Origin of the sequence: Flavobacterium tyrosinilyticum, assembly GCF_023656565.1 — a bacterium.
Taxonomy (GTDB): domain Bacteria; phylum Bacteroidota; class Bacteroidia; order Flavobacteriales; family Flavobacteriaceae; genus Flavobacterium; species Flavobacterium tyrosinilyticum.
The window spans coordinates 207,482-230,838 of record NZ_JAMOKG010000001.1 but is presented as its reverse complement, the minus strand read 5'-3'; the positions used below and the strand labels follow the sequence as shown (position 1 = coordinate 230,838).

Genomic DNA, 23,357 nt, shown 5'->3' with positions numbered 1-23,357 from the left:
ATATTACCACTAAATAAAATGGTGGCTATAGGTGTTTTTACCTGTTTTTGTAAACGGTTGTAGATTTTGAGTAGCTGAGCCGCGAATATTATTGTAACACCGTTTTCTTTAGTTCGATTACGCCTTGAATGTATTTTATTAATTCTTCTTTGGTTACAGCAAAAGGAGCTTTTTCTGCCTCAAATTTTAAATACAAATTGGCAATGCTTTCGGCATCAAGATTTTCTGTAAGGTAATGATGTTCTGAATATTGTATAAGATGATCTACAAAAAGTTCGCGTAGCTTTCCTTTTTCGACTGTTTCAGGATCGCCTTCTTTTATTTTTTCGATTACAGATTCTGGTAAATCGATTGTGAGATACATACAATCGACAGAAACCTTTGAAAGCATTTCTTTTGGGACTCTTCCTGTTGCATCGCAATAGGCGCATGGTGCGGGAACCCATTTCAATTGTCGGTTTAAACGGCGGATATCATCCCAATCAACAAATCTTTTTCCAAGGCATCTTGGACATTTTACAGTAGATCTTTTAAAAAGATTAAAAATGGACATTGGTTATTAAATAGCTTAGGGGTTGGTTGGCGGCGAATTTAAAGAATTAAGTAGGAAAAGTTACTTTAATCTATACTTTTTTTAAGAAAAGAATTAACAAAATTGCAAATTTGTATATTTTGAGAGAGGATTAGAGGCAGGAAAAAAATAGTTTCGGTAACAATATTAGGCGATGACAAAAACGAAAGAAATCATTTTTTATTTTCAATTAAAATAAGATGATATGGTTATTAAACAAAAATGATATTAAAAATATAGAAAAAATCTCACTTTAATTCTTGTAAATTTGGTAGAAAGTTCATTTAAAAAAATAATAATTAGATATGGAACATATAAAAACTTCAAAGCTTCAAAATTTTATTCGAATATTTTTGGGATTGTTTATGATAACAGCTGCTATCGGACATTTTACTTTTCAGAGAACAGATTTTCAGGCACAGGTTCCCAATTGGGTTCCTCTGGACAAAGATTTGGTAGTTATACTTTCTGGAATTGTCGAAATTGCTTTAGGTTTGGCAATGGTATTTTTAACCCAATACAAAGTGAAAGTCGGAATAACGCTGGCCATATTTTACGTGTTAGTTTTCCCAGGAAATATAGCACAATACCTAAACGGAACTTCTGCCTTTGGACTCGACACAGATCAGGCGCGTTTAATACGTTTGTTTTTTCAACCCGTTTTAATTTTCCTGGCTTTATGGTCAACTGGGGCACTTGCAGCGTTGTTTAGAAATAAGAAATACGGAGAGCAAAATATTTAGTTTTTTTTAAAGTAAGAGATTTCTTGAAATTAAAAAAAATTAAAGAATTTTAAATATCTTTGAATTATGAGCACAGCAACAAAACCAAAACATATTGGCAGAAATATCAGCCGAATTAGAGAGTTTAGAGGTATGAAACAAGAAGCGCTAGCGATTGCCCTTGGTATGAGCCAGCAATATGTTTCTACTCTTGAAGGAAGTGAAAACATTGATGATGAAAGACTAACTAAAATTGCCGAAGCTTTAGGGGTTTCTGTAGAAACTATTAAGAATTTTAGTGATGAAGGAGTATTCAATTACTTTAATACTTTTAACGAGCCTAATTTTGCAAATAGTAATGGTGCATTTGGTCAAAATAATAGTTGCTCATTTAATCCTTTAGATAAAGTTGTAGAACTTTATGAGCGTTTGGTTCAAGCGGAGAAGGAAAAAGTGGAGTATTTAGAGAAGTTGTTGAAGGAGAAATAATATTTTCGAGAATAATATAAAAATGGAAAAAGAGACTTTTGTGAGAAAGTCTCTTTTTTTGTTTCTTCTTTTAAGAATTTGTTTGAGTGGGTATTGGTAAGAGAAAAAATATTTATATTAGAAACTTTGTCCAGTATACATCAATTTCAGAGGCAAAATCTGCAAAAACTATATTCTTGCCCACTTTATCATAGATGAATATGCTTTTTCTATAGCCTCCTCTAAAAAGATCTTTTTCGGCAGAAATACAATAGTACCAAATACAATTTATTCCATTGTAGGGTTTCATTTCTGATCTTTCAATTATTCTTATTAGATCTTTTGTGTTATTGTTTGCGTAATTTTTTAATATGATTTCTGAGTCAGTTATAGTAATTTCTGTTTCCTGTTCTCTGTCTACTATATTAGACTCTTTTTTTATAAAAGAATGGGATTTTAATTCTTGTCCGTTGGTAAAATTGTAAACGCATATTAAAAATACAATAATAATTTTATTCATTTTTGGGATGTATTTATTTGATCTTGTTAGCTTGAAAGTCTCGCTCACGCAAATATATTAGAAATACTTTGATTTCCCGAGCGAGACGCTCGCGCTTGTTAGGGGAATAATTAAGAAATAATTGAATTTAAATTAAAGATTATTTTTTAACCATGTTGAGCATTGTTCAGAAAAACCTGTCCAAGCTCCTTCACCTGAAAGACAGACAACTAATAGTCTGTCATTGCTATCAATAAATTTTTTTAAATGGTCTCTAATTATAGACGCACTTGATGCTGATTTTATTATCCATGTACTATCAAGACAATGCCACCAATCTCCTAATTTTTTAATTTCTTCTATTAAAGTTTTATAATCTTGACCAGATTTATTTAAATCATAGCCAATTAGGTAAGTTTTTTTCATAGCTAAATTTTTTAATATTATGTTTTTGATAAAAGATTAAAACAAATATCTTAATAGTGGAGCTGTAGGTTTTATGGAAAACCGTAATTCAATAAATAAAAACTCATCACCAAGTACTTTTACGCATTTTTACAAACCCTTAAAAAACAAAAAAGCCCAACCTAAAAAAGTTGAGCTTTTCAAAAATTATCTCATTATCCAAATTGACAAATTATCTCATTAAAAAAAGATTATCTCATTGACAAATTATTTAACAAAATCTGATACTTCCTTCCCACAGGAATAATATCACCGTTAGACATCGTAAGATTCTTAGTAGTAACAGCAGAAATTTTGGTTGTATTTACAATATAAGATCTGTGAACTTGTACGAAATGTGCACAATCAATTTCGGCGCTTATACTCGCAAGCGAACCGTAAATGACAATAGGAGATTTTAATTTGCAGTTGTACAATTTCATGTAATTGCCTAGACTTTCTATGTATAAAATATCAGAAAGAGGTGTTTCAATTACGTGTCCGTTCGAGCGGTAAGAAAGCACTTTTTCGTCGGTGCTGTTTTCTTTTTTAAGATTATTTCCAGAATGATACGTTTTGGCTTTTTCTATTGCCTTTGAGAATTTATCGAACGAAATGGGTTTCATTAAATAATCTATCGCATCGTTTTGGTAAGCCGAAAGCGCAAAATCAGAATAAGCCGTTGTTACAATCGTAATTGGGCGTTTGGGCTGCAGTTCCATTAATTCTACACCCGAAATTACAGGCATATTAATGTCGAGAAAAATAATATCGTATTGGTTTTCGTTGAGCAGTTTTATGGCTTCCATACCATTAAAAGCGCTTCCAGAATGTTCCAGTTCGTCAAATTTGGAGATGTGCGAAATCAAGGCCTTATGTGCCGGCGATTCGTCATCAATTATCAGACAGCGGTAGGTAAGTGCCATATGGTCAATTTTACGGTAAATATATTTTTATCTTTTTTACAGCTTAAATTGTGTTTTAAGCCATAAACTTCCAAACGTCTTTTTAGATTTTCAATTCCGATTCCTGTGCTCGAAAGTCGCGAACCCGAATCGAGATAATTGTTTTTTAAGGTAAAAATAACGCCTCGGCATTGTACTTTCAAATCCAGATTAATAAACGGTTCTACTGTTTCGGCAGAAAACTTGACAGCGTTTTCAACCAAAGGCAGAAAAAACAAAGGCGGAATTTCGATTTGACCGTGCAGACCTTCAATGTTCTGTTTTACGGCCAGTCTTTCGTTTCTAAAGGTATAATATTCGATGTATTTTTTAATAAAAGCGATTTCTTCTTCCATTGAAACAAAATCCTTTTTAGAAGCTTCAATTTGGTAGCGCAGCATTTCTGAAAGATTTAGAATTCGATCAGGAACTTTGTCGGGTTCTGCAAGGGCTTCGCCATAAAGGTTATTCATTGCATTCAGTAAAAAATGCGGATTCAGCTGCTGTTTTAAAAACGAAAGTTCAGACTTAAAATTCATAATGTCTTTATCGGCCTGACTCATTTTTTTGCTAATAACAATATGCAGGAAATAAAAGAAACATCCATTTATGATTAAAGATACGATCTGAAGGGTTTTTAGATTTCCTAACTCTACAAGCGGAAGGAACCAGTTCATGAAGAAATAAAAACAAGTCCAATAAATGGCAAGAAGCGTAAAAAAGATTTTAAACCTTTTATGAAATAAAAAAGGCTTAATAATACAGATATTAAAGATCGTAATCCAGACAATACAAGGAAAATAGCCCATGGCAATTTTACCCAGAATATAAGACCAGCTATGTCCGTCGAGTTTGACTTCGTCGTAAATACAGGCGAAAATAACTAAATAAACAAGTGTGTTTACGATTAGGTTTCGTAGAAAAAAGTTCTGGTAGATTTTTGCAATTGTCATAGCGGCAAAAATAATACAATCGTATAGTTTGTAGGCATTTATCAGGAATAATTTATACCAACGCCATTCGTATAAATCATACGCCATTGGTATAAAATTGCTGTTAAAATAGGGACTTCTCCTTTATTTTTGAATTCGAATTTCTAATCTCTTTTTAATAAAAAATAAAAATGTACCAGTTTAAAGAATTAAAAGATGCCGATATGGTCGTGGAAATTTTTAAAACAAATGTTCAGAAAGAATCTGATCGAGACTATGTGGTAACCATGATGCAAAAGCAGTTTCCAGAATACAAAATTAATTTTGATTTGGAAGATTGTGATAAGATATTAAGAATTGAAGGCATTGATTTGCAATACGATAATGTTGCGAGTCATGTTGCAGGTTTAGGTTATACTTGTGTAAGATTGGAATAATGTTTTAAAACCATCAAAAATTAAATCGGGTGAAAATACGCAGCTGTATTTGCTTTTTTTGTAAGTATTTTGCATAATATTTTAATTTAAAATTAAATACAGAAATGATCGGTTTTATACTTTCGATTTTACTTTTTCTTTTAGAACAGCTAACTTAATAAAGCTGTTTAAATTATCCTATCATTACTGCTTTTTCAATACGAAAAGGTTTGTGCTTTTTTGCATATTATTTTTCTAATTTTGTGCCCATGAAAAAAGCATTCCAACTCTTCGATTTTAGCCAGAAAGTCAATTACAAAAACGAAATTTTAGCGGGTTTAACTGTGGCGATGACTATGATTCCAGAATCGCTGTCGTTTGCTATTTTAGCTGGATTTCCGCCGTTGGTTGGGTTGTATGCTGCTTTTATTGCGGGATTGGTTACGGCTATTTTTGGAGGAAGACCCGGAATGATTTCAGGCGGTGCAGGGGCAACGGTAATTGTTTTGATTGCCTTAATGAAATCGCACGGAATAGAATATGTTTTTGCCGCAGTCGCATTGGGCGGCGTGGTTCAAATTTGTATCGGACTTTTTAAACTTGGAAAATTTATTCGATTAGTTCCGCAGCCCGTAATGTTTGGTTTTGTAAACGGTTTGGCGGTTGTGATTTTTATGTCGCAGCTAGAACAGTTTAAAACCATGGTGAACGGTCAGGTTTCTTGGCTTCAGGGAACTCCTCTTTATATTATGTTAGGTTTGGTGGCTTTGACTATTGCAATTGTTTTGATTTTTCCAAAGATTACAAAAGCGGTTCCAGCATCTTTAGTAGCTATTATGGTCGTTTTTGCTTTGGTCATTGTTTTTAATATTGAAACTAAAACGGTAGAAGATATCGCATCGGTTCAAGGCGGATTTCCTCCGTTTCATATTCCGAATATTCCATTTTCTTTTGAGACTTTTAAAGTGATATTCCCATATTCGGTAATTGTTGCGGCTGTAGGTTTAACAGAAGGTTTGCTTACGCTGAATTTAGTTGATGAAATTACAGGAACAAGAGGAAACAGCAATAGAGAATGTATTGCGCAAGGAAGCTCGAACATCTTAAACGGCTTTTTTTACGGAATGGGTGGATGCCCAATGATTGCACAAACATTGGTAAATCTTGGAGCTGGTTCTAGAGCCAGACTTTCGGGAATTATTGCTTCTCTAACCATTTTGATTATCATACTTTTTGGAGCGCCCGTAATTGGAAAACTGCCCATGGCGGCCTTAGTTGGAGTGATGATGATGGTTGCCATTACAACTTTTGAATGGGCTAGTTTTAAGATTATCAATAAAATGCCAAGACATGATATTTTTGTTGGAATTCTAGTGGCTTTAATCACGATTGTATTGCATAATCTGGCTTTGGCAGTTTTAATTGGCATAATTATTTCGGCTTTGGTTTTTGCTTGGGAAAGTGCAAAACGAATTCGCGCAAGAAATTATATAGATGAAAACGGAGTAAAACATTACGAAATTTATGGTCCATTATTCTTTGGTTCAACTGCTGCTTTTTTAGAAAAATTTGATATTCAGAACGATCCGGATCATATTATAATAGATTTTAAAGAAAGTCGAGTTTCTGATATGTCGGCAATAGAAGCTTTAAATAATCTGACAAAAAAATACAATCAGCTAAATAAAACAGTAGAGTTGCAGCATTTAAGCCCAGACTGCAGGCAATTACTCAAAAATGCAGATGCGGTTATAAATGTTAATGTTATTGAAGATCCGACATATAAAGTGGTTAGTTAATTAGAAAATGGGGCAATTTGATAATTAGATAATTTGAGAATGTGTCCATTAGATAATTAGATAATGATTTTGGAGACGTGTATCTGTAGAGGCGCACTGCAGTGCGTCTACACAAAGTATCTCAAAAAATTAAACCCGACAGGTTTTAAAACCTGTCGGGTTTGCTGTTTTTGTCAGGCTGAGCGAAGTCGAAGCCCACGTGCTAATTAGAACGCCCTTCGACTTCGCTCAGGGTGACAATCAGTTGATCATCAAATTTTCTAATTTTCTAATTGGCACATTCTAAAATTATCTAATTAGAATAATTTGATTTTCGTAACTTTGCCAAATGAAACTGACAGAAACTTTAGAAGACTTTTATACAGTAAAAATAAAAGGAATGCCCGAGAATCTTAAAAAGGAGATCGGACATTTTAATGTTTTTAAGCTAGACGAATATATTGGAAGTACTTGCAATCCATTGCCTTATACCAGAAAAGACTTTTATAAGATAAGTTTAATCATTGGTAAAAACAAAGTGCATTATGCAGATAAAATTGTAACGATTGAAGATCAAGCCTTGTTTTTTGCAAATCCACAAATTCCGTATAGTTGGGAGCATATTGATGAAAATCAAACGGGCTTTTTCTGTATTTTTACAGATGCATTTTTTAGTCAGTTTGGCAATCTAAAAGAATATCCATTATTTCAGCCAGGCGGGAATCCTGTTGTTCCTGTTTCTGCAGCATTAGCAGAATCTCTAAAAACAATTTATTTAAAAATGTTCGAAGAAATCAATTCTGATTATGCTTTTAAATATGATGTGCTTCGAAATCTGGTTTTTGAAATTATTCATTTAGCATTAAAAACACAAACCGTAACTGCTTCATTATATAGTAAATCGAATGCTACAATTCGAGTTTCTTCTTTGTTTTTAGAATTATTAGAAAGACAATTTCCTGTAGAATCCATTTCACAGCAAATTAATTTTCGTTCGCCGTCAGAATATGCCAATCAGTTAAATGTACATGTGAATCATTTAAATAAAGCGTTAAAAGAAACAACAGGAAAAACAACTTCTCAGATCATTTCGGAAAGAATTGTTCAGGAAGCGATGATTCTTTTAAAACAAACCAATTGGAATATTAATGAAATTGCTTGGTGTTTAGGTTTTGAAGAATTGTCCCATTTTATTAATTTCTTCAAAAAAAATGTTCAGGTTTCTCCTAAAAACTATCGATTAGCAGAAATTGATTGATTTTTGCAACTTCTTACTTGATTGCTTTAATTTTTAAGAAGCACTTTGCCAATACCTTTGTCCTGTAATTATAAACGTAAAAATTTAAGATCATGGAAAATAACAAAGTTTGGTTTATTACAGGTGCTTCAAAAGGACTTGGATTAGAGTTAGCTAAAAAATTATTAGCAGAGGGTTTTAAAGTGGCTGCAACGTCAAGAAATGAAGCTTCTTTAAGTGTAGCATTAGGAAAAGCATCAGAAAATTTTCTTCCTCTTGAGATGGATTTAGTGGATGAAAAAAGTGTAAAAACAGCAATTGATAGAGCCGTAAACCATTTTAAAACAATCGATGTTTTAGTCAATAATGCTGGTTACGGATTATTAGGAGCTTTAGAAGAATTAACAGATGCAGAAGCTAGAAAAAACTACGAAGTAAATGTTTTCGGATTATTAAATGTAATTAGAAATGCAATGCCTATTCTTCGTGCCAATCAATCGGGGCATATTTTTAATATTTCTTCTGTTGGAGGATATTATGGAGAATTTCCTGGTTGGGGAATTTACTGCTCGACTAAGTTTGCGGTTGCAGGCCTAACGGAATCTTTAGCAACAGAAATTAAGCCTTTTGGAGTTCATGCTACAATTGTCTATCCAGGTTATTTTAGAACCGATTTCTTAAAAGACAGCTCGCTTTTAGTGCCAGAAAATCCAATTGCGGAGTATAAAGAAGTGAGACAGTCTCAAAGTGCTCATAAAGACGACATCAATGAAAATCAGCCAGGAGATCCAGTTAAATTGGCTGAAGCTTTAATTAAAGTAAGTCAGGACCAAAATCCGCCTTTACATTTATTTTTAGGTGAAGATGCTTTTAATATGGCAAATCAAAAAATAGCAAGTGTTCAGAAAGAATTAGAAGGATGGAAATCGGTTTCGGTTTCGACTGGTTTTTAATGGGCTAATTTGATAATGTGTCAATTTGATAATTAGAAAATTTGTCAATTAGAAAATGATTTTACATCATGTATATCTTTAGAGACGCACCGCAGTGTATCTCTACAGATATATACTGTGCGAATTTGTTTTTTTTTGAATTGCCTCCAGCTTTAGCTGGAGGCAATTCAATTAATTATTTAATTCAAGAATTTTCTAATTATCAAATTTTCTAATTGCCTCATTCTCTAATTAGCGAAGCATCGATTTGACATCACTTAACTTCCCGTCAATTTCGCCAATTTGCAGACCTAAAATATGAGCAATTAAAGGATAAACCGAAACATTCTGAAATGTTTTTACTGTTTTGTCAACTTTAAAAGCAGGGCCTTTTGCATAAAAAATAGCATGCATGTCTTTTTCTTCATTGTCATAACCATGCGTTCCGCCATTTATATGTGTGCTTTCTTTGCTTACTAAACTCCAACCTTTATCGGCTTCTATAACGAAATCATGCACACGTGGATTTGTTCCGTAATGTAGTCTCTTCGGAACTTCTGTCGATTTCCAAAATTTAATATGAGGCACTTTTTTCAAAGCATTGGCAATAGAATCCTGATAGCCTGGTTTTGCCTGCAAACTCATAATTGGATTGACAACATCCTTATATCCTAGCCATTCTGGTTTTAAATAATCTAAAACCGCTACTTTTTTATCGTTACTTATAGTGGCCATTCCGTGGTCTGAAACGATAATTAAATTGATTTGTTTCCCAATAGGCAATTGATCTAATCTTCTCGATATTTCGCCCATAATCGAATCCATTTTGATTACTGTTTTTTCGGTTTTTGGCGAAAGCGGACCAAAATTATGGCCCGTATGATCGGGTTCGTCAAAATATAAAGTAACCAAATGCGGACGTTGCTTTTCTGGAAGCTGTAACCATTTCATAACCGTATCGATTCTAGCGCCGTATGGAACTTTACCATCGTAGTTCTTGAAATAACTCGGATTTCTTTTGTCAATATCAGAACCTGGCCAAAAGAAAGAAGCGGTTTTTACACCTTGCTGCTCCGCTAAATTCCAAATCGGATTACCGCCATAAAATCTCGAATCGTTTTTAGCATTACTAGATAATGAGAAAGATTGATTCAAAGAAGCATCGTAAAAAACATTATTGATGATTCCGTGATGATCTGGGTAAAGTCCCGTTACAATGGAATAATGATTTGGAAAAGTTTTACTTGGGTAAGAAGGTTTCATTGATTTGGCATGAACGCCTTCTTTTTCAATTTGCTTCAGATTCGGAAGATTATACATTTTGTCATAATCCCAACGGAAACCATCCATCGAAATTAAAACAACATAATTGTCTTTGCTATTTTGGGCTTGTAAAACGAATGAAAGAGAAAGAAAAACTAAAGATAGGAGTGAAGTAAAATACTTTTTCATTTTTTGAATATATTATGCCTGCAAAGGTAGAGATAACAGATTTTTTAAAGAAAAAGAGAATGTTAAATAAAAAGATAGCCACGATTTGACCATTGAGAATAGCCACGAATTCACGAATTATTTTTTATAATCTGTATCTATTTTGTTAGCCACAGATTACACAGATTAAAAGGATTAAAATAAAATCTGCGAAATCTTTAGGAGTAAATTTTCACGCAGATTTAAAAAAGATTTAAGCAGATTTTTTAAATTTTAATCTGCATAGATCTGCCAAAATCAGTAAAATCTGCGTGAAAAAAATTATAGACAAAGCTTGGAAAATCCATTAAATCAATGAAATCTGTGGCAAAAAATAAACACACAGATTTGAAAATATAATTCGTGAATTCGTGGCGAACAAAAAAAGCGCTAGAAGTAAATCTAGCGCTTTTAATTTTTAAGAAGAGAATGAATTACATCATTCCTGGCATTCCGCCTCCCATTGGCATTCCGCCTCCAGCATTTTCTTCTTTAATATCAATTAATGCACATTCTGTAGTTAAGATCATTCCAGAAACAGATGCAGCATTTTCTAATGCAACACGAGTTACTTTTTTAGGATCGATAATTCCAGCAGTAAGCATATCTACATATTCGTCAGTTTTTGCGTTGTATCCAAAATCACCTGAACCTTCAGAAACTTTAGCCACAACAACAGAACCTTCAAGACCAGCGTTTTCAACGATAGTTCTTAATGGAGCTTCAACCGCGCGAGAAACGATTTGGATTCCAGTAGCTTCGTCAGCATTGTCTGCTTTTAAGTCCGCTAAAGCAAGTTTAGCTCTTAATAAAGCAACACCACCACCAGCAACGATTCCTTCTTCTACAGCAGCACGAGTTGCGTGTAAAGCGTCATCAACTCTGTCTTTTTTCTCTTTCATTTCAACTTCAGAAGCTGCACCAACGTAAAGAACAGCAACACCTCCAGCTAATTTAGCCAAACGCTCTTGTAATTTTTCTTTATCATAATCAGATGTTGTAGTTTCCATCTGACCTTTAATTTGGTTTACTCTGTTTTTGATGATATCAGCTTCGCCAGCACCGCTTACGATAGTTGTGTTATCTTTATCGATAGAAACTCTTTTTGCGTTTCCTAACATTTCGATAGTTGTATTTTCTAGCGTATAACCTCTTTCTTCAGAAATTACAGTTCCGCCAGTTAAGATTGCGATATCTTCTAACATTGCTTTTCTTCTGTCTCCAAAACCTGGAGCTTTTACAGCAGCAATTTTAAGAGCACCTCTTAATTTGTTTACTACTAATGTAGAAAGAGCTTCTCCGTCAACATCTTCAGCAATAATCAATAATGGTTTTCCTGATTGAGCAACTGGCTCTAAAACTGGTAGTAATTCTTTTAAAGAAGATACTTTTTTGTCGTATAATAAGATATATGGAGAATCTAATTCAACTTCCATTTTCTCTGGATTTGTAACGAAATAAGGAGAAAGGTATCCTCTGTCAAACTGCATTCCTTCAACAACGTCAACGAAAGTATCAGTTCCTTTAGCTTCTTCTACAGTGATAACACCTTCTTTTCCAACTTTAGCGAAAGCTGTAGCGATTAATTCACCAATAACTTCGTCATTGTTAGCAGAGATAGAAGCAATTTGTTTGATTTTATCTGAGTCACTTCCAACAACTTTAGCTTGTTTTGCTAAGTCAGCCACGATAGTTTCAACAGCTTTGTCTATACCACGTTTCAAGTCCATAGGATTTGCACCTGCAGCAACGTTTTTAAGACCTTCTTTTACGATCGCTTGCGCTAAAACTGTAGCCGTTGTAGTTCCGTCTCCAGCTAAATCATTTGTTTTAGAAGCAACTTCTTTTACCATTTGCGCACCCATATTTTCTAGTGCGTCTTTTAATTCGATTTCTTTTGCAACAGAAACACCATCTTTAGTAACAGTTGGTCCACCAAATGATTTTCCGATAATTACGTTACGACCTTTTGGTCCAAGAGTTACTTTTACAGCATTTGCTAATGCATCAACACCACGTTTTAATCCGTCACGTGCTTCAATATCAAATTTTATATCTTTTGCCATTTTAATTTTTGTTTAAAGTTTGATTTGTTTCAAGTTAAATGAAGTTCTTAATACTTCGTACTTAATACAATATTTTTTAGATAATCGCTAAAATATCATCCTCGCGCATGATTAGATAATCAGTGCCTTCCAGTTTTAACTCGGTTCCTGCATATTTACCGTAAAGAACAGTATCTCCAACTTTTACAGTCATTGTGTGATCTTTAGTTCCGTTTCCTACTGCAACTACAGTTCCTTTTTGTGGTTTCTCTTTGGCAGTATCTGGAATAAAAATACCTGAGGCAGTTTTAGTTTCAGCTGCAACAGGCTCAATAAGTACGCGGTCTGAAAGCGGTTTAATGTTTAAAGCCATGATTTTATATTATTATAAGTTATACGTTTTTTTTCTGTTCTATAAACTTTCAGAAACTGTGCCATGCTGGAAAAACTGACATTATTTCTTAAAAAAAATGCCAGCTTTGACAGGCTGGCATTAGATTGTATATCGAGCTACTTTTTATTTTGCTGGTGCAGGTGTTGCAGGAGCAGGAGTAGTTCCTTGTGCTGGAGCTGCAGGTGCATTTACAGGAGCTTCAGTTTTATCAATGATTTTAGAATCTGTGTCGCTTAAAGATCCAGAGAAGCTTAAGCTAGAAAGTAAAATTAGCACAATTAAAACAGTAGCTAAAGTCCAAGTACTTTTATCTAAAAAGTCAGTTGTTTTTTGTACTCCACCTAACATCTGCGTTCCGCTGATAGTAGAAGACAATCCGCCTCCTTTAGGGTTTTGTACCATGATAACGATGATCAATAGAAAACAAACTATTGTAATTAAAACTAAAAAAATTGAAAATGTGCTCATTACTTAATTATTGTTATTGTTATTTTGTTGTAAAATCTTTATATCCGATATGCGGTCTGCAAAGAAAGTAATTTTTTCTGGATATTTCAAAATTAATATTTCATAAGCTTGAATTGCTTTTGTATATTTCTTTTGTTCCAGATATACTCTGGCCAGAGTCTCGGTCATTAAATACGAATTGTCCTCTATAACAGGCTCAATTTGAACTACTGGAGCACTTGTTCCAGGTTTAATTGGAGAGATTTTCGGATTGGTTTCGATAAATTTATCGATAATTTCAGCCTTCTTTTGTCTCTCTTCTTCTTTAGCCGCTTCAATTTTTGCTTGTTCTTCTGGAGAAATTTCATTTGAGCGGTCAATTGGTTCTGTTCGAGACAATTGAAGCCATTCTTGAAATGAATGTTTTTCGCTAAGAGAAAAATCCAAAGGTTTTCCTATTTCTAAATGTTCTGCAGCTGTTCTTGCAGGCTCATTAGGCTCTTCCTCTTCGATTATTTCTTCAATCGGCTCTTCATTTTCTTCTATAATTGGCTCTTCTTCTTTATCCTCAGATTGAAGAACTTCTAGAATTTCTGCTTTTGGTTCCTCGGGTGTTTTTGTTTCAGCTTCTTTAATCGAAGAAAGAATAGATCGTTCAACAGAATTCATTTTAAATTCTGGAATAATCATTTCTTCAATTACGCTGTCGTCTTCATCTTCTTCAACAGCATTTAGAGCAGGTTCTTCTATAATAGGATCTGCTTTTACTTCTTCAGTTTTTACAGGTTGTTCAGCATTTTTGGCTTCTGCTTCTTTAATCGAACTTAGAATAGAGTTTTCGACACGCTCATTTTTAGGTTCTTCAGCTTTTACAGGTTCTGGTAGAGAAGGTGTTTCAGAGCCCTTTATCGAACTTAAGATCGAATTCTCTATACGATCAATTTTAGGTTCTTCAGTTTGTCTAGATTCTGAAAACGGAGCTGTTTCAACTTCTTCTTCTACATTATCTGAAATAGTAAGTTCAGTAGAATCAATTTTCTGTTGTTCTTCTAATGCAGGTTTTTCAAAAGTTACAGTAGATAAGTCTATTTCTGGAAGTGGTTTTGGTTTTTCCTCTTCTATTATTGGCTTTTCAAAAGTTACATTTTGTGCTTCTTTTATCGCAAAAATATAAAAATCTATTTCTGGAATTGGTTTTGGCTCTTCTTCCTTAATTGATGGTTTTTCAAAAGTTATAGTTTGAGCTTCTTTTATGGCAAGAAAAATAGAAGGATCTATTTCTGGAAATTTTTTAGGCTCTTCGGCAATTACTGGTTCTTGAGCTTTTATTTCCTCAACTTGTACAGGTTCTTCTTTTAAAGTTTCTTCAATTTTTGCAGATTCTTCAACTTTTACAGACTGTACAATTGAAGGTGTTTCAACAACAGAAGTTTGAGCTTCTTTAGTTGTATCTGAAACAGGCAGTTCTTCAATATCGGTTTTAACTTCAATTGCTTTTTGAATCTGCTCTGGTGAAATTATTTCACTGTCAAAAACAGTAATTTCAAGAAGATCTCTCAATTTCTGTTCGTAAAAATCATTTTGAATAGAAGTGAAAGCTTCAGATGTTATAAAATCAAATAAAACAGAACGATCAGCCGTGTATGCTGCTGTAACCTTCAAAGCATAATTATACTTAAAACTATTTTGATTGTAAAGTCCTTTTAATCGCAATGCGCGTGCACTTTGAAAATACGGAAATTCATTCAAAACACTTCCTAATGCGTCCGCCTGCTTTTCTGTAATAGCATCGGGTTTATTCATTAAGTAGGTATAATCGCTAACGTTCATTATTTGTTTTTTTTGTTTGATCGGTTAATTGTTTATTTGTTTTTGCTTGTTTTATCGATTAAACGGTTTTTATAGTTTAACGACTAAATAAACAGGCAAAACTACCATTTTGCCAATGATTGATTAAAGATATCTTGGGTGATTCTTTCAAAAATTATTCTGATTGCCTCGTTTAAAACAGATCCTGTTGGAAGATCTCGTCCAGGGAAATCATAATAGAATTCAAAAGATTTTTCAAAATCGTCTGTCTCTTTCTTTTTGTTTGTAAAACGTACATTTACACGAATAGATAAACGGTTTTGTGCTGCCTGCTGATCTGCAGTTGCCGTCATTGGTGTAATTCGGTAATCTGTAATTTCACCTTCGTAAACCAAATCGCCACTATTGCTAACCAAGTTTAAGTTGGTCTGATTCATAATCAAATCCTGCAAAGCCAAAGTAAAAGTTCTATCGATTCCTGGTTCAATCAAATCGGCATTATTCTGAAAGAAGTTAACCTGAAATGTTTTGGCATCGATTTTTCCAGTTCCTGTAAAGTTGTAAACAGAACAGCCACTCAACATAAAAAGGCTTAATAGTGCGAAAAGAGAATATATTTTTTTCATAATGTGTATTAGTCGAATTCCAAATTTCAAATTTCGCCAAATATAGTAATTTGGGATTTGGGATTTAAAAATTGAGATTTATTATAGATCGAATTGCTTGATTTTACGGTACAAAGTTCTTTCAGAGATACCTAATTCATCAGCAGCGGCTTTACGTTTTCCTTTGTTTTTTTCTAATGATTTTTTGATCATTTCGATTTCTTTTTGTTCCAAACGTAAAATTTCTTCTTCCTCGATAGTTTCAGCAAATAAATAATTATCGTCTTGCATCTGATAATTATCTTCACGAACAACAGGAGAGGTCACAACAGCGGTTCTTGGCTCTTCTTCAAAATCAATCTCGCTATCATTTTGCTGATTTCCGTAAATTTTCTGGATCAAATTCGGGTTAATGTCTTGAACTTTAGAAGTCCCATTTTTCATCAACTCTAGAGTCAGTTTTTTCAAGTCGTTCAAATCGCTTCTCATATCAAAAAGCACTTTGTACAAAATATCTCTTTCGGTACTGAAATCACTTTCTTTTTTGCTGTCGCTAATAACTGAAGGCAAATTGCTTCCTTCGGCAGGCAAATAAGATTGTAAAGTAGCTAAGGTAATATCACGATTAGTTTCTAAAACTGAAATTTGTTCTGCCACATTTCGAAGCTGACGAATATTTCCGCTCCATCTGAATTTCTGTAAAAGCTGAACAGCATCATCATCCAGTCTTAAAGGAGGCATTTTATATTTATGAGCAAAATCGGCTACAAACTTTCTGAACAACAAATGAATATCGTCGTTTCTTTCGCGTAAAGGCGGTAATGTAATTTCGACTGTGCTTAAACGATAGTACAAATCCTCACGGAATTTACCTTTTTCAATTGCATTGAATAAATTGACGTTTGTTGCCGCAACAATTCTCACATTCGTTTTTTGAACCTGAGACGAACCTACTTTTATAAATTCACCATTTTCCAAAACACGAAGTAATCTTACTTGAGTTGTTAATGGTAATTCTCCAACTTCATCAAGAAATATTGTTCCGCCATCAGCCACTTCAAAATAACCTTCACGCGTGCTTGTTGCACCTGTAAAAGCTCCTTTTTCGTGACCAAAAAGTTCACTGTCAATTGTTCCTTCCGGAATTGCACCACAGTTTACGGCAATATATTTACCATGCTTTCTGTGCGAAAGCGAATGTATAATTCTAGGAATATTTTCTTTACCAACACCACTTTCCCCAGTTACCATAACCGAAATATCAGTTGGAGCAACCTGAATGGCTTTTTCAATGGCGCGATTTAATTTCGGATCATTTCCAATAATTTCAAATCGCTGTTTTATTGCTTGAACTGTTTCCATATCGATTTTGTTTCAAGTTTTTTGTTTGTTTTAGGTTTTGCCTAAAACTTTGGCTTGTATTTTTGTTTGCCACGAATTTCTCGAATTTTTCTTGAAATCGGGCTAATCAATTCTTTTTTAGAAGTAATTGAAATTAACCACAAATTACACAAATTAGCGCAAATTCAGTTTATGAATTTATCAATCTTTTGTGTACTAATGATTTGTTTTGAAAGTTTGCAATTATTCCGACAGGAGTATCAGCAAGCTTCATGTAATTTAAGGTTTGGGCAAGATGGTCATTGCTAATTTCTCTCACTGATTTCACTTCTAATATTATATCTTCATAAACTATAAAATCTGCATAAAATTTATGAGGCAAAATAACCCCTTTGTATTCTATAGAAAATTCCTTTTCTCGATGATAAGGAATGTTATTGTTTTTAAATTCAATTTCTAATGCGTCTTTATATACAATTTCAAGTAATCCAGGTCCCAATAATCTATGTACTTCCATGCATATACCTACAATTTGATAATTTTGATCTTTCTTGTAGTAATATTCGTTTGTATCAATCATCAATAATTAATTTGCGGAAATTTGTGAAATTTGCGGTTAAAAAAACTAATTCATTTCAGAATATCCCACTGCTTCACCTTTTAAAGTTCCGCTAGTACAGCTTGTGATTTTTACGTTTACGAAATCTCCAATTTTGTAATTTTCTTTTGGGAAAACTACCGTAATACTTTGAGAGTTTCTTCCAGAAAATTCGTCTTTTGATTTTTTAGAAACTTTTTCGACTAAAACTTCAACTGTTTTTCCAACAAATTCTTCGCTTCTAAACCAAGCATGTTTTTGTTGTAAATCGACAATTTCTTGTAATCTTCTTGCTTTAGTTTCTTCCTCCACATCATCTTTCATTTTTCTTCCAGCCAAAGTTCCAGGACGTTCAGAATACGAATACATATAACCGAAATTATATTTTACATATTCCATCAAGCTCATTGTATCTTGGTGGTCTTCTTCAGTTTCTGTTGGGAAACCAGCAATCATATCTTGCGAAATCGAAGCGTCAGGAATAATCGCCTTAATTTTATCAATCAAAGCCATATATTCTTCACGAGAATGCAGACGATTCATTTCTTTTAAAATTCTATTACTTCCAGATTGAACCGGTAAGTGAATATGTTTACAGATGTTTGGATATTTCGCAATAACATGCAAAATGCTTTCGTGCATATCCTGCGGATTAGAAGTCGAAAATCGAATACGCATTTTTGGAAAACCAACAGCAACCATTTCTAGCAATTGATCAAAATCAACCGCAGTTGCTTTCTGCATTTCAGAAGCATTTACGAAATCTTTTTTCAAACCGCCACCGTACCAAAGGTAACTGTCAACGTTTTGGCCTAAAAGAGTAACTTCTTTATAGCCTTTGTTCCATAAATCCTGAATTTCAGCCATAATACTCTGTGGTTCACGACTGCGTTCGCGTCCGCGTGTAAAAGGTACAACGCAAAATGTACACATATTATCGCATCCACGAGTAATCGAAACCAAAGCTGTAATTCCGTTGCTCATTAAACGAACAGGCGAAATATCTCCGTACGTTTCTTCTTTTGATAAAATTACATTAATAGCATCACGTCCTTCTTCAACTTCAGCCAATAAATTCGGAAGATCTTTATAAGCATCTGGACCAACAACTAAGTCAACGATTTTTTCTTCTTCTAGAAATTGACTTTTCAAACGCTCCGCCATACAGCCCAAAACACCCACTTTCATTTTCGGATTCGTGCGTTTAACTGCATTGTATTTCTCTAAACGCTTGCGAATAGTCTGTTCTGCCTTATCTCTAATAGAGCAAGTGTTTACCAAAACCAAATCGGCTTCTTCTAGAATAGAAGTAGTGTTATAACCTCCGTCAGACAAAATGGAAGCTACGACTTCACTGTCCGAAAAATTCATCGCACAGCCGTAACTTTCTATAAATAGTTTTTTAGTATTTTCAGGTTTATTTTCCAAAACAAGACTTTCGCCCTGTTTGCTTTCTTCAATAATCTTTTCCATTGTAAAAATTCAAAGTGCAAAGATAGCGTAATTGAATCTAATATGACAAGATGTCAGATAAAGAATTAACAATGTTTTGAGAAATGTTGATACCTAATGCTTTGAGCTCAATTTAAGGGTAATTAGGAGCTATTTCCAGCTTTTCACTTCAAGTCCTCATAAAAAAAGCAAAGTTTCTAATGTTTCAAAAAGAGCTTCCGTTGGTCGCTTTTTTTAAAACAAGAAACTTTTGCTTTTTTTACTCCGGGCTTTTCGCTACAATCTGGGCTAGGAAATTCGATTTCAAAGGAAAACGTAATTAAAATAAATTGTAGGTTGAATCGTAGATTTTAAGAAATGTTTTTTACAATTTAAAATTTCAGCTCTGAAATCTAAAATTAAAAGGGATTTCTTGGTTAAAAATCACTAAAAGTTATACCTATATATATTATCGAGATTATTACAGATAAATCTGCAATTTTAAGTTTCATAATATCAAAATACCTCAAAAATGCATTCGTAAGGTTAATATTTAAAAAAAATAAATACTTTTGTTGCAGAAAAATAGAGCAATGGCAAAGAATTTAGTAATAGTGGAGTCACCTGCAAAGGCGAAAACGATCGAGAAATTTCTTGGGAGTGATTTTCAGGTGGAGTCAAGTTATGGACACATAGCAGATTTACCATCAAAGGAAATAGGAGTAGATGTAGAAAATGGTTTTAAACCTAAATATGAAGTTTCTCCGGATAAAAAAGCCTTGGTAACGAAGCTGAAGTCACTTTCTAAAAATGCCGAAACGGTTTGGTTAGCATCCGATGAGGACCGCGAGGGAGAGGCTATTTCATGGCACTTGGCGGAAGAATTAAAGCTAGATAGAAAAAAAACCAAACGAATTGTTTTTCACGAGATCACAAAATCTGCGATTCTTAAGGCAATCGACAATCCAAGAGAAATTGATTATAATTTAGTAAACGCACAACAAGCACGTCGTGTTTTAGATCGTTTAGTAGGTTATGAATTATCTCCAGTTTTATGGAGAAAAATTAAAGGCGGACTTTCAGCTGGTCGTGTACAGTCAGTTTCTGTGCGTTTGATTGTAGAAAGAGAACGCGAAATACAAAGCTTCAATGCAGTTGCAACATATTCTATTGTTGCAGAATTTGTAAACGAAGCAGGAAAAGCTTTCAAAGCAAAACTTCCAAAAAACTTCAACACTAAAAAAGAAGCCGAAGATTTCTTAAATCAAAACATCGGTTCTAAATATAAGGTAGCTGATTTAGAAACTAAACCTACCAAAAAATCTCCAACAGCACCTTTTACAACTTCTACATTGCAGCAAGAAGCAGCAAGAAAATTGTACTTGCCAGTTGGAATTACCATGCAATTAGCACAGCGTCTATACGAAGCCGGACTTATTACTTATATGAGAACCGACTCGGTAAACCTTTCTAAAGAAGCAATGGATGCTGCACAAGCAGAAATTATCAAATCTTACGGAAAAGAATTCTCTAAGCCGAGAGTTTTTGCTAATAAAAGTAAAGGAGCACAAGAAGCGCACGAAGCAATTCGTCCGACTGATATGTCTCGTCACACCGTAAATATTGACCGTGACCAAGCTCGCTTATACGATTTGATCTGGAAAAGAACTTTGGCTTCGCAAATGAGCGACGCACAATTGGAAAGAACAAACGTAAAAATCGAAGCAGATAATCACAGCGAAATTTTTACAGCTTCTGGAGAAGTATTGCTTTTTGAAGGTTTCTTAAAGGTGTACTTAGAAGGTCACGATGACGATGAAGAAGAGCAAGAAGGAATGCTTCCGGCTTTAAAAGTAAACGAAAAACTGGCGAATAACTATATTACAGCCACAGAACGATATTCAAGACCGCCTGCCCGTTACACTGAGGCATCTTTGGTTAAAAAATTAGAGGAACTTGGAATCGGGCGTCCATCTACATACGCACCAACTATTTCGACAATTATCAATAGAAATTACGTTGAAAAAGGAACTCTTGAGGGTGTAGAACGTAATTATACACAACTTACTTTGCAGAATAGTAAAGTAGGAGAGAAGCTTCTAAAAGAAAATACAGGTTCTGATAAAGGGAAATTGGTTCCAACAGATATCGGAACTATTGTTACTGATTTCTTGGTAAAGAATTTCGGAAACATCCTAGATTATAATTTCACTGCAAAAGTTGAGCAGGACTTTGACGAAATTGCTGAAGGAAATATTGACTGGGCAAAAATGATGCAGGATTTCTACAATAAATTTCATCCAAATGTAAAAGAAGTTGAAGCAAATGCTGAACGTGAAAGTGGTGAAAGAATTCTAGGAAAAGATGCAGACGGTAGACAAGTTTCTGTTCGTTTAGGAAAATTTGGGCCAATGGCGCAGATTGGAGAAGCAGATGATGAGGATAAAAAGTTTGCTAGTTTAATGGCAGACCAAAATATAGGAAACATTACACTTGAAGAGGCATTGAATTTGTTCTTGCTTCCAAAAAGTTTAGGTGAATATAAAGGAGAAGAAGTGGAAGTGAGCAATGGCCGTTACGGTCCTTATGTTCGTCACGGAAGCGTTTTTATTTCATTGCCTAGAGGAGAAGATCCACTAAGTGTTTCTAAAGAAAGAGCTCAGGAATTAATTGATGAAAAAGCACTTGCTGATGCGCCAATTGCTGTTTATAAAGGAGAAGCTGTTCAAAAAGGAGTGGGACGTTTTGGACCATTCATTAAATGGAACGGACTTTTTGTAAACGTAAGCAAGAAATATAATTTTGATAATCTTTCTCAAGCTGATGTTGAGGAATTGATTGAAGATAAACTTCAGAAAAACATTGATAAGGTTATTCATAATTGGGAAGAAGAAGGAATTGTAGTAGAAAAAGCCCGTTGGGGACGCTCTGTGATTCTGAAAGGAAAAATCAAAATTGAATTAAGTAAAGATGTTGATGCAACAAAATTAACATTGGCTCAAGTTCAAGAAATGATCGCGGCAAAAACACCAGCAAAGAAAACTGCTGCTAAAAAAACAACAACGGCTAAAAAAGCTCCAGCTAAAAAAACGGCTGCTAAAAAGAAATAAGTATAAATGGAATTTGATTTTCTAGAACCAGTTAATGACGCAATTGTAAAATTCGTCGGCGCACTGTCTTCACAAGAGCTTGGAAGCAAAGTTGTCTTCCATACCCAAGATCAGTTTCCTGATATTGCACAGATTAATATTGCTATAATTGGGGTTTTAGAAGACCGTACAAATATCAATATGATTAATGAAGTTAATCTAACAGCTGTGCGTAAAAAGCTTTATGGGATGTTTCCTGGCAATTGGGATGCTTCAATCGCAGATCTTGGAGATATACTTGCAGGCGATTCTGTAGAGGATACTTATTATGCATTAAAGAAGGTTACGGCTACATTAATTAAGAATAAAGTCATTCCTATAGTTCTAGGAGGTTCTCAGGATTTGACCTATGCTTTGTATCGTGCTTACGATGATTTAGAGCAAATGGTAAATTTGGTTGCAGTTGATAATAGATTTGATTTTGGAAAGGAAAATGAATCAGTTTCGGCTAATTCGTACTTGACAAAAATTATTATTGATGAACCAAATAACCTTTTCAATTACTGTAATATAGGGTATCAAACCTATTATAATTCGCAAGAAGAAATTGATCTAATCGAAAAGTTATTCTTTGATGCATATCGATTGGGCGAAATTTCAAACAAAATCACTTTGGCTGAGCCAGTTTTTAGAGATGCAGACTTGGTTAGTATTGATTTGAATTCTGTAAAATCTTCTGCTTCAGCAAATATGGTTACTTTTGAGCCAAACGGATTTAATGGAAAAGAAATTTGTGCTTTAGCAAGATATGCTGGTATTAGTGATAAAGTATCTTCATTTGGAATCTTTAATCATAACAGTACAACGGCAGAGTCGGCTATTATTGCTCAGATTGTTTGGTATTTTATTGAAGGTTATCACTATCGCTCAAAAGAATATCCATTTGGAAGCCGAGCAAACTATTTAAAGTATATAGTTCCGTTAGATGATGAAGAATTGATATTCTATAAAAGTGACAAAACAGATCGTTGGTGGATCGAAATTCCATTCGAATCAAACGGCAACAATAAATTGAAAAGAAATACGTTATTACCCTGTTCTTACGACGAATATTTGTCGGCTTGCAATCAAGAATTGCCAGAAAGATGGTGGAAAGCGCAACGAAAAAACGCTTTGTAGTTCGAA

Annotated in this window: 22 protein-coding genes; 8 read left to right on the top strand and 14 right to left on the bottom strand. The window is 34.0% G+C overall.

Going from position 1 to position 23,357, the window contains the following annotated elements:
• Positions 1–88 precede the first annotated feature (88 nt).
• On the bottom strand, positions 89–553 hold the full coding sequence (locus NCC77_RS01025; RefSeq protein ID WP_095928610.1) for a hypothetical protein: 465 nt from the start codon (positions 551–553) through the stop codon (positions 89–91).
• A 323-nt stretch (positions 554–876) separates the two neighbouring features.
• Here NCC77_RS01025 and NCC77_RS01020 point away from each other — a divergent pair, with 323 nt between their 5' ends.
• Complete coding sequence (locus NCC77_RS01020; RefSeq protein ID WP_250833992.1) at positions 877–1,314, top strand: DoxX family protein; 438 nt, start codon at positions 877–879, stop codon at positions 1,312–1,314.
• Between the two features lie 66 nt (positions 1,315–1,380).
• Positions 1,381–1,782 (top strand): helix-turn-helix domain-containing protein, encoded by a 402-nt coding sequence (locus NCC77_RS01015; protein WP_250833991.1) that lies wholly within the window; start codon positions 1,381–1,383, stop codon positions 1,780–1,782.
• Between the two features lie 112 nt (positions 1,783–1,894).
• On the opposite strand, the gene NCC77_RS01010 is transcribed toward NCC77_RS01015, so the two are convergent.
• The 4 genes from NCC77_RS01010 to NCC77_RS00995 all read right to left on the bottom strand — a co-directional run bounded on the left by NCC77_RS01010 (position 1,895) and on the right by NCC77_RS00995 (position 4,688).
• Positions 1,895–2,281 (bottom strand): hypothetical protein, encoded by a 387-nt coding sequence (locus tag NCC77_RS01010; protein ID WP_250833990.1) that lies wholly within the window; start codon positions 2,279–2,281, stop codon positions 1,895–1,897.
• Between the two features lie 132 nt (positions 2,282–2,413).
• Positions 2,414–2,686 carry a hypothetical protein gene (locus NCC77_RS01005; RefSeq protein WP_250833989.1) on the bottom strand — a complete coding sequence of 91 codons (273 nt, stop codon included), beginning with the start codon at positions 2,684–2,686 and terminating at the stop codon, positions 2,414–2,416.
• A 230-nt stretch (positions 2,687–2,916) separates the two neighbouring features.
• Positions 2,917–3,630, bottom strand: coding sequence for a LytR/AlgR family response regulator transcription factor (locus NCC77_RS01000; protein ID WP_250833988.1), 714 nt, complete (start codon positions 3,628–3,630; stop codon positions 2,917–2,919).
• Positions 3,606–4,688, bottom strand: a complete 1,083-nt coding sequence (locus NCC77_RS00995; RefSeq protein ID WP_250833987.1) for a sensor histidine kinase — start codon at positions 4,686–4,688, stop codon at positions 3,606–3,608. The genes NCC77_RS01000 and NCC77_RS00995 overlap by 25 nt, the downstream gene beginning before the upstream one ends.
• A gap of 83 nt (positions 4,689–4,771) precedes the next feature.
• Between NCC77_RS00995 and NCC77_RS00990 the strand changes: the two genes are divergently transcribed.
• The 4 genes from NCC77_RS00990 (at position 4,772) to NCC77_RS00975 (ending at position 8,964) form a co-directional block, all read left to right on the top strand.
• Entirely contained in the window at positions 4,772–5,017 is a 246-nt protein-coding gene (locus NCC77_RS00990; RefSeq protein ID WP_250833986.1) for a hypothetical protein, read from the top strand.
• A gap of 248 nt (positions 5,018–5,265) precedes the next feature.
• Positions 5,266–6,795 (top strand): SulP family inorganic anion transporter, encoded by a 1,530-nt coding sequence (locus tag NCC77_RS00985; protein WP_250833985.1) that lies wholly within the window; start codon positions 5,266–5,268, stop codon positions 6,793–6,795.
• Positions 6,796–7,123: 328 nt separating this feature from the next.
• Positions 7,124–8,032 (top strand): helix-turn-helix domain-containing protein, encoded by a 909-nt coding sequence (locus NCC77_RS00980; RefSeq protein ID WP_250833984.1) that lies wholly within the window; start codon positions 7,124–7,126, stop codon positions 8,030–8,032.
• Positions 8,033–8,124: 92 nt separating this feature from the next.
• The gene (locus NCC77_RS00975) at positions 8,125–8,964 is read left to right on the top strand and encodes an oxidoreductase (RefSeq protein WP_250833983.1); all 840 of its coding nucleotides are present in this window, start codon (positions 8,125–8,127) and stop codon (positions 8,962–8,964) included.
• Positions 8,965–9,195: 231 nt separating this feature from the next.
• Here NCC77_RS00975 and NCC77_RS00970 read toward each other — a convergent pair whose 3' ends face one another.
• The 9 genes from NCC77_RS00970 to miaB all read right to left on the bottom strand — a co-directional run bounded on the left by NCC77_RS00970 (position 9,196) and on the right by miaB (position 19,125).
• Positions 9,196–10,395, bottom strand: coding sequence for an alkaline phosphatase family protein (locus NCC77_RS00970; RefSeq protein ID WP_250833982.1), 1,200 nt, complete (start codon positions 10,393–10,395; stop codon positions 9,196–9,198).
• A gap of 452 nt (positions 10,396–10,847) precedes the next feature.
• On the bottom strand, positions 10,848–12,479 hold the full coding sequence (gene groL, locus NCC77_RS00965) for a chaperonin GroEL (protein ID WP_095928620.1): 1,632 nt from the start codon (positions 12,477–12,479) through the stop codon (positions 10,848–10,850).
• A 76-nt stretch (positions 12,480–12,555) separates the two neighbouring features.
• Positions 12,556–12,831, bottom strand: coding sequence for a co-chaperone GroES (locus tag NCC77_RS00960; protein WP_008467105.1), 276 nt, complete (start codon positions 12,829–12,831; stop codon positions 12,556–12,558).
• A 144-nt stretch (positions 12,832–12,975) separates the two neighbouring features.
• The gene (gene secG / locus NCC77_RS00955) at positions 12,976–13,320 is read right to left on the bottom strand and encodes a preprotein translocase subunit SecG (protein WP_095928621.1); all 345 of its coding nucleotides are present in this window, start codon (positions 13,318–13,320) and stop codon (positions 12,976–12,978) included.
• Positions 13,321–13,323: 3 nt separating this feature from the next.
• The gene (locus tag NCC77_RS00950) at positions 13,324–15,129 is read right to left on the bottom strand and encodes a tetratricopeptide repeat protein (protein ID WP_250833981.1); all 1,806 of its coding nucleotides are present in this window, start codon (positions 15,127–15,129) and stop codon (positions 13,324–13,326) included.
• A gap of 101 nt (positions 15,130–15,230) precedes the next feature.
• Positions 15,231–15,734 carry an LptE family protein gene (locus tag NCC77_RS00945; protein WP_250833980.1) on the bottom strand — a complete coding sequence of 168 codons (504 nt, stop codon included), beginning with the start codon at positions 15,732–15,734 and terminating at the stop codon, positions 15,231–15,233.
• An 81-nt stretch (positions 15,735–15,815) separates the two neighbouring features.
• Positions 15,816–17,075 carry a sigma-54 interaction domain-containing protein gene (locus NCC77_RS00940; RefSeq protein WP_250833979.1) on the bottom strand — a complete coding sequence of 420 codons (1,260 nt, stop codon included), beginning with the start codon at positions 17,073–17,075 and terminating at the stop codon, positions 15,816–15,818.
• 169 nt (positions 17,076–17,244) lie between these two features.
• Complete coding sequence (locus NCC77_RS00935; protein WP_026730541.1) at positions 17,245–17,634, bottom strand: GxxExxY protein; 390 nt, start codon at positions 17,632–17,634, stop codon at positions 17,245–17,247.
• 45 nt (positions 17,635–17,679) lie between these two features.
• Positions 17,680–19,125 (bottom strand): tRNA (N6-isopentenyl adenosine(37)-C2)-methylthiotransferase MiaB, encoded by a 1,446-nt coding sequence (miaB, locus tag NCC77_RS00930; protein WP_250833978.1) that lies wholly within the window; start codon positions 19,123–19,125, stop codon positions 17,680–17,682.
• Between the two features lie 551 nt (positions 19,126–19,676).
• Here miaB and topA point away from each other — a divergent pair.
• Together topA and NCC77_RS00920 are read left to right on the top strand one after the other, a co-directional pair.
• The gene (topA, locus tag NCC77_RS00925) at positions 19,677–22,193 is read left to right on the top strand and encodes a type I DNA topoisomerase (RefSeq protein WP_250833977.1); all 2,517 of its coding nucleotides are present in this window, start codon (positions 19,677–19,679) and stop codon (positions 22,191–22,193) included.
• Positions 22,194–22,199: 6 nt separating this feature from the next.
• The gene (locus tag NCC77_RS00920; RefSeq protein WP_250833976.1) at positions 22,200–23,351 is read left to right on the top strand and encodes a formimidoylglutamase; all 1,152 of its coding nucleotides are present in this window, start codon (positions 22,200–22,202) and stop codon (positions 23,349–23,351) included.
• The last annotated feature ends 6 nt before the right edge of the window (positions 23,352–23,357 follow it).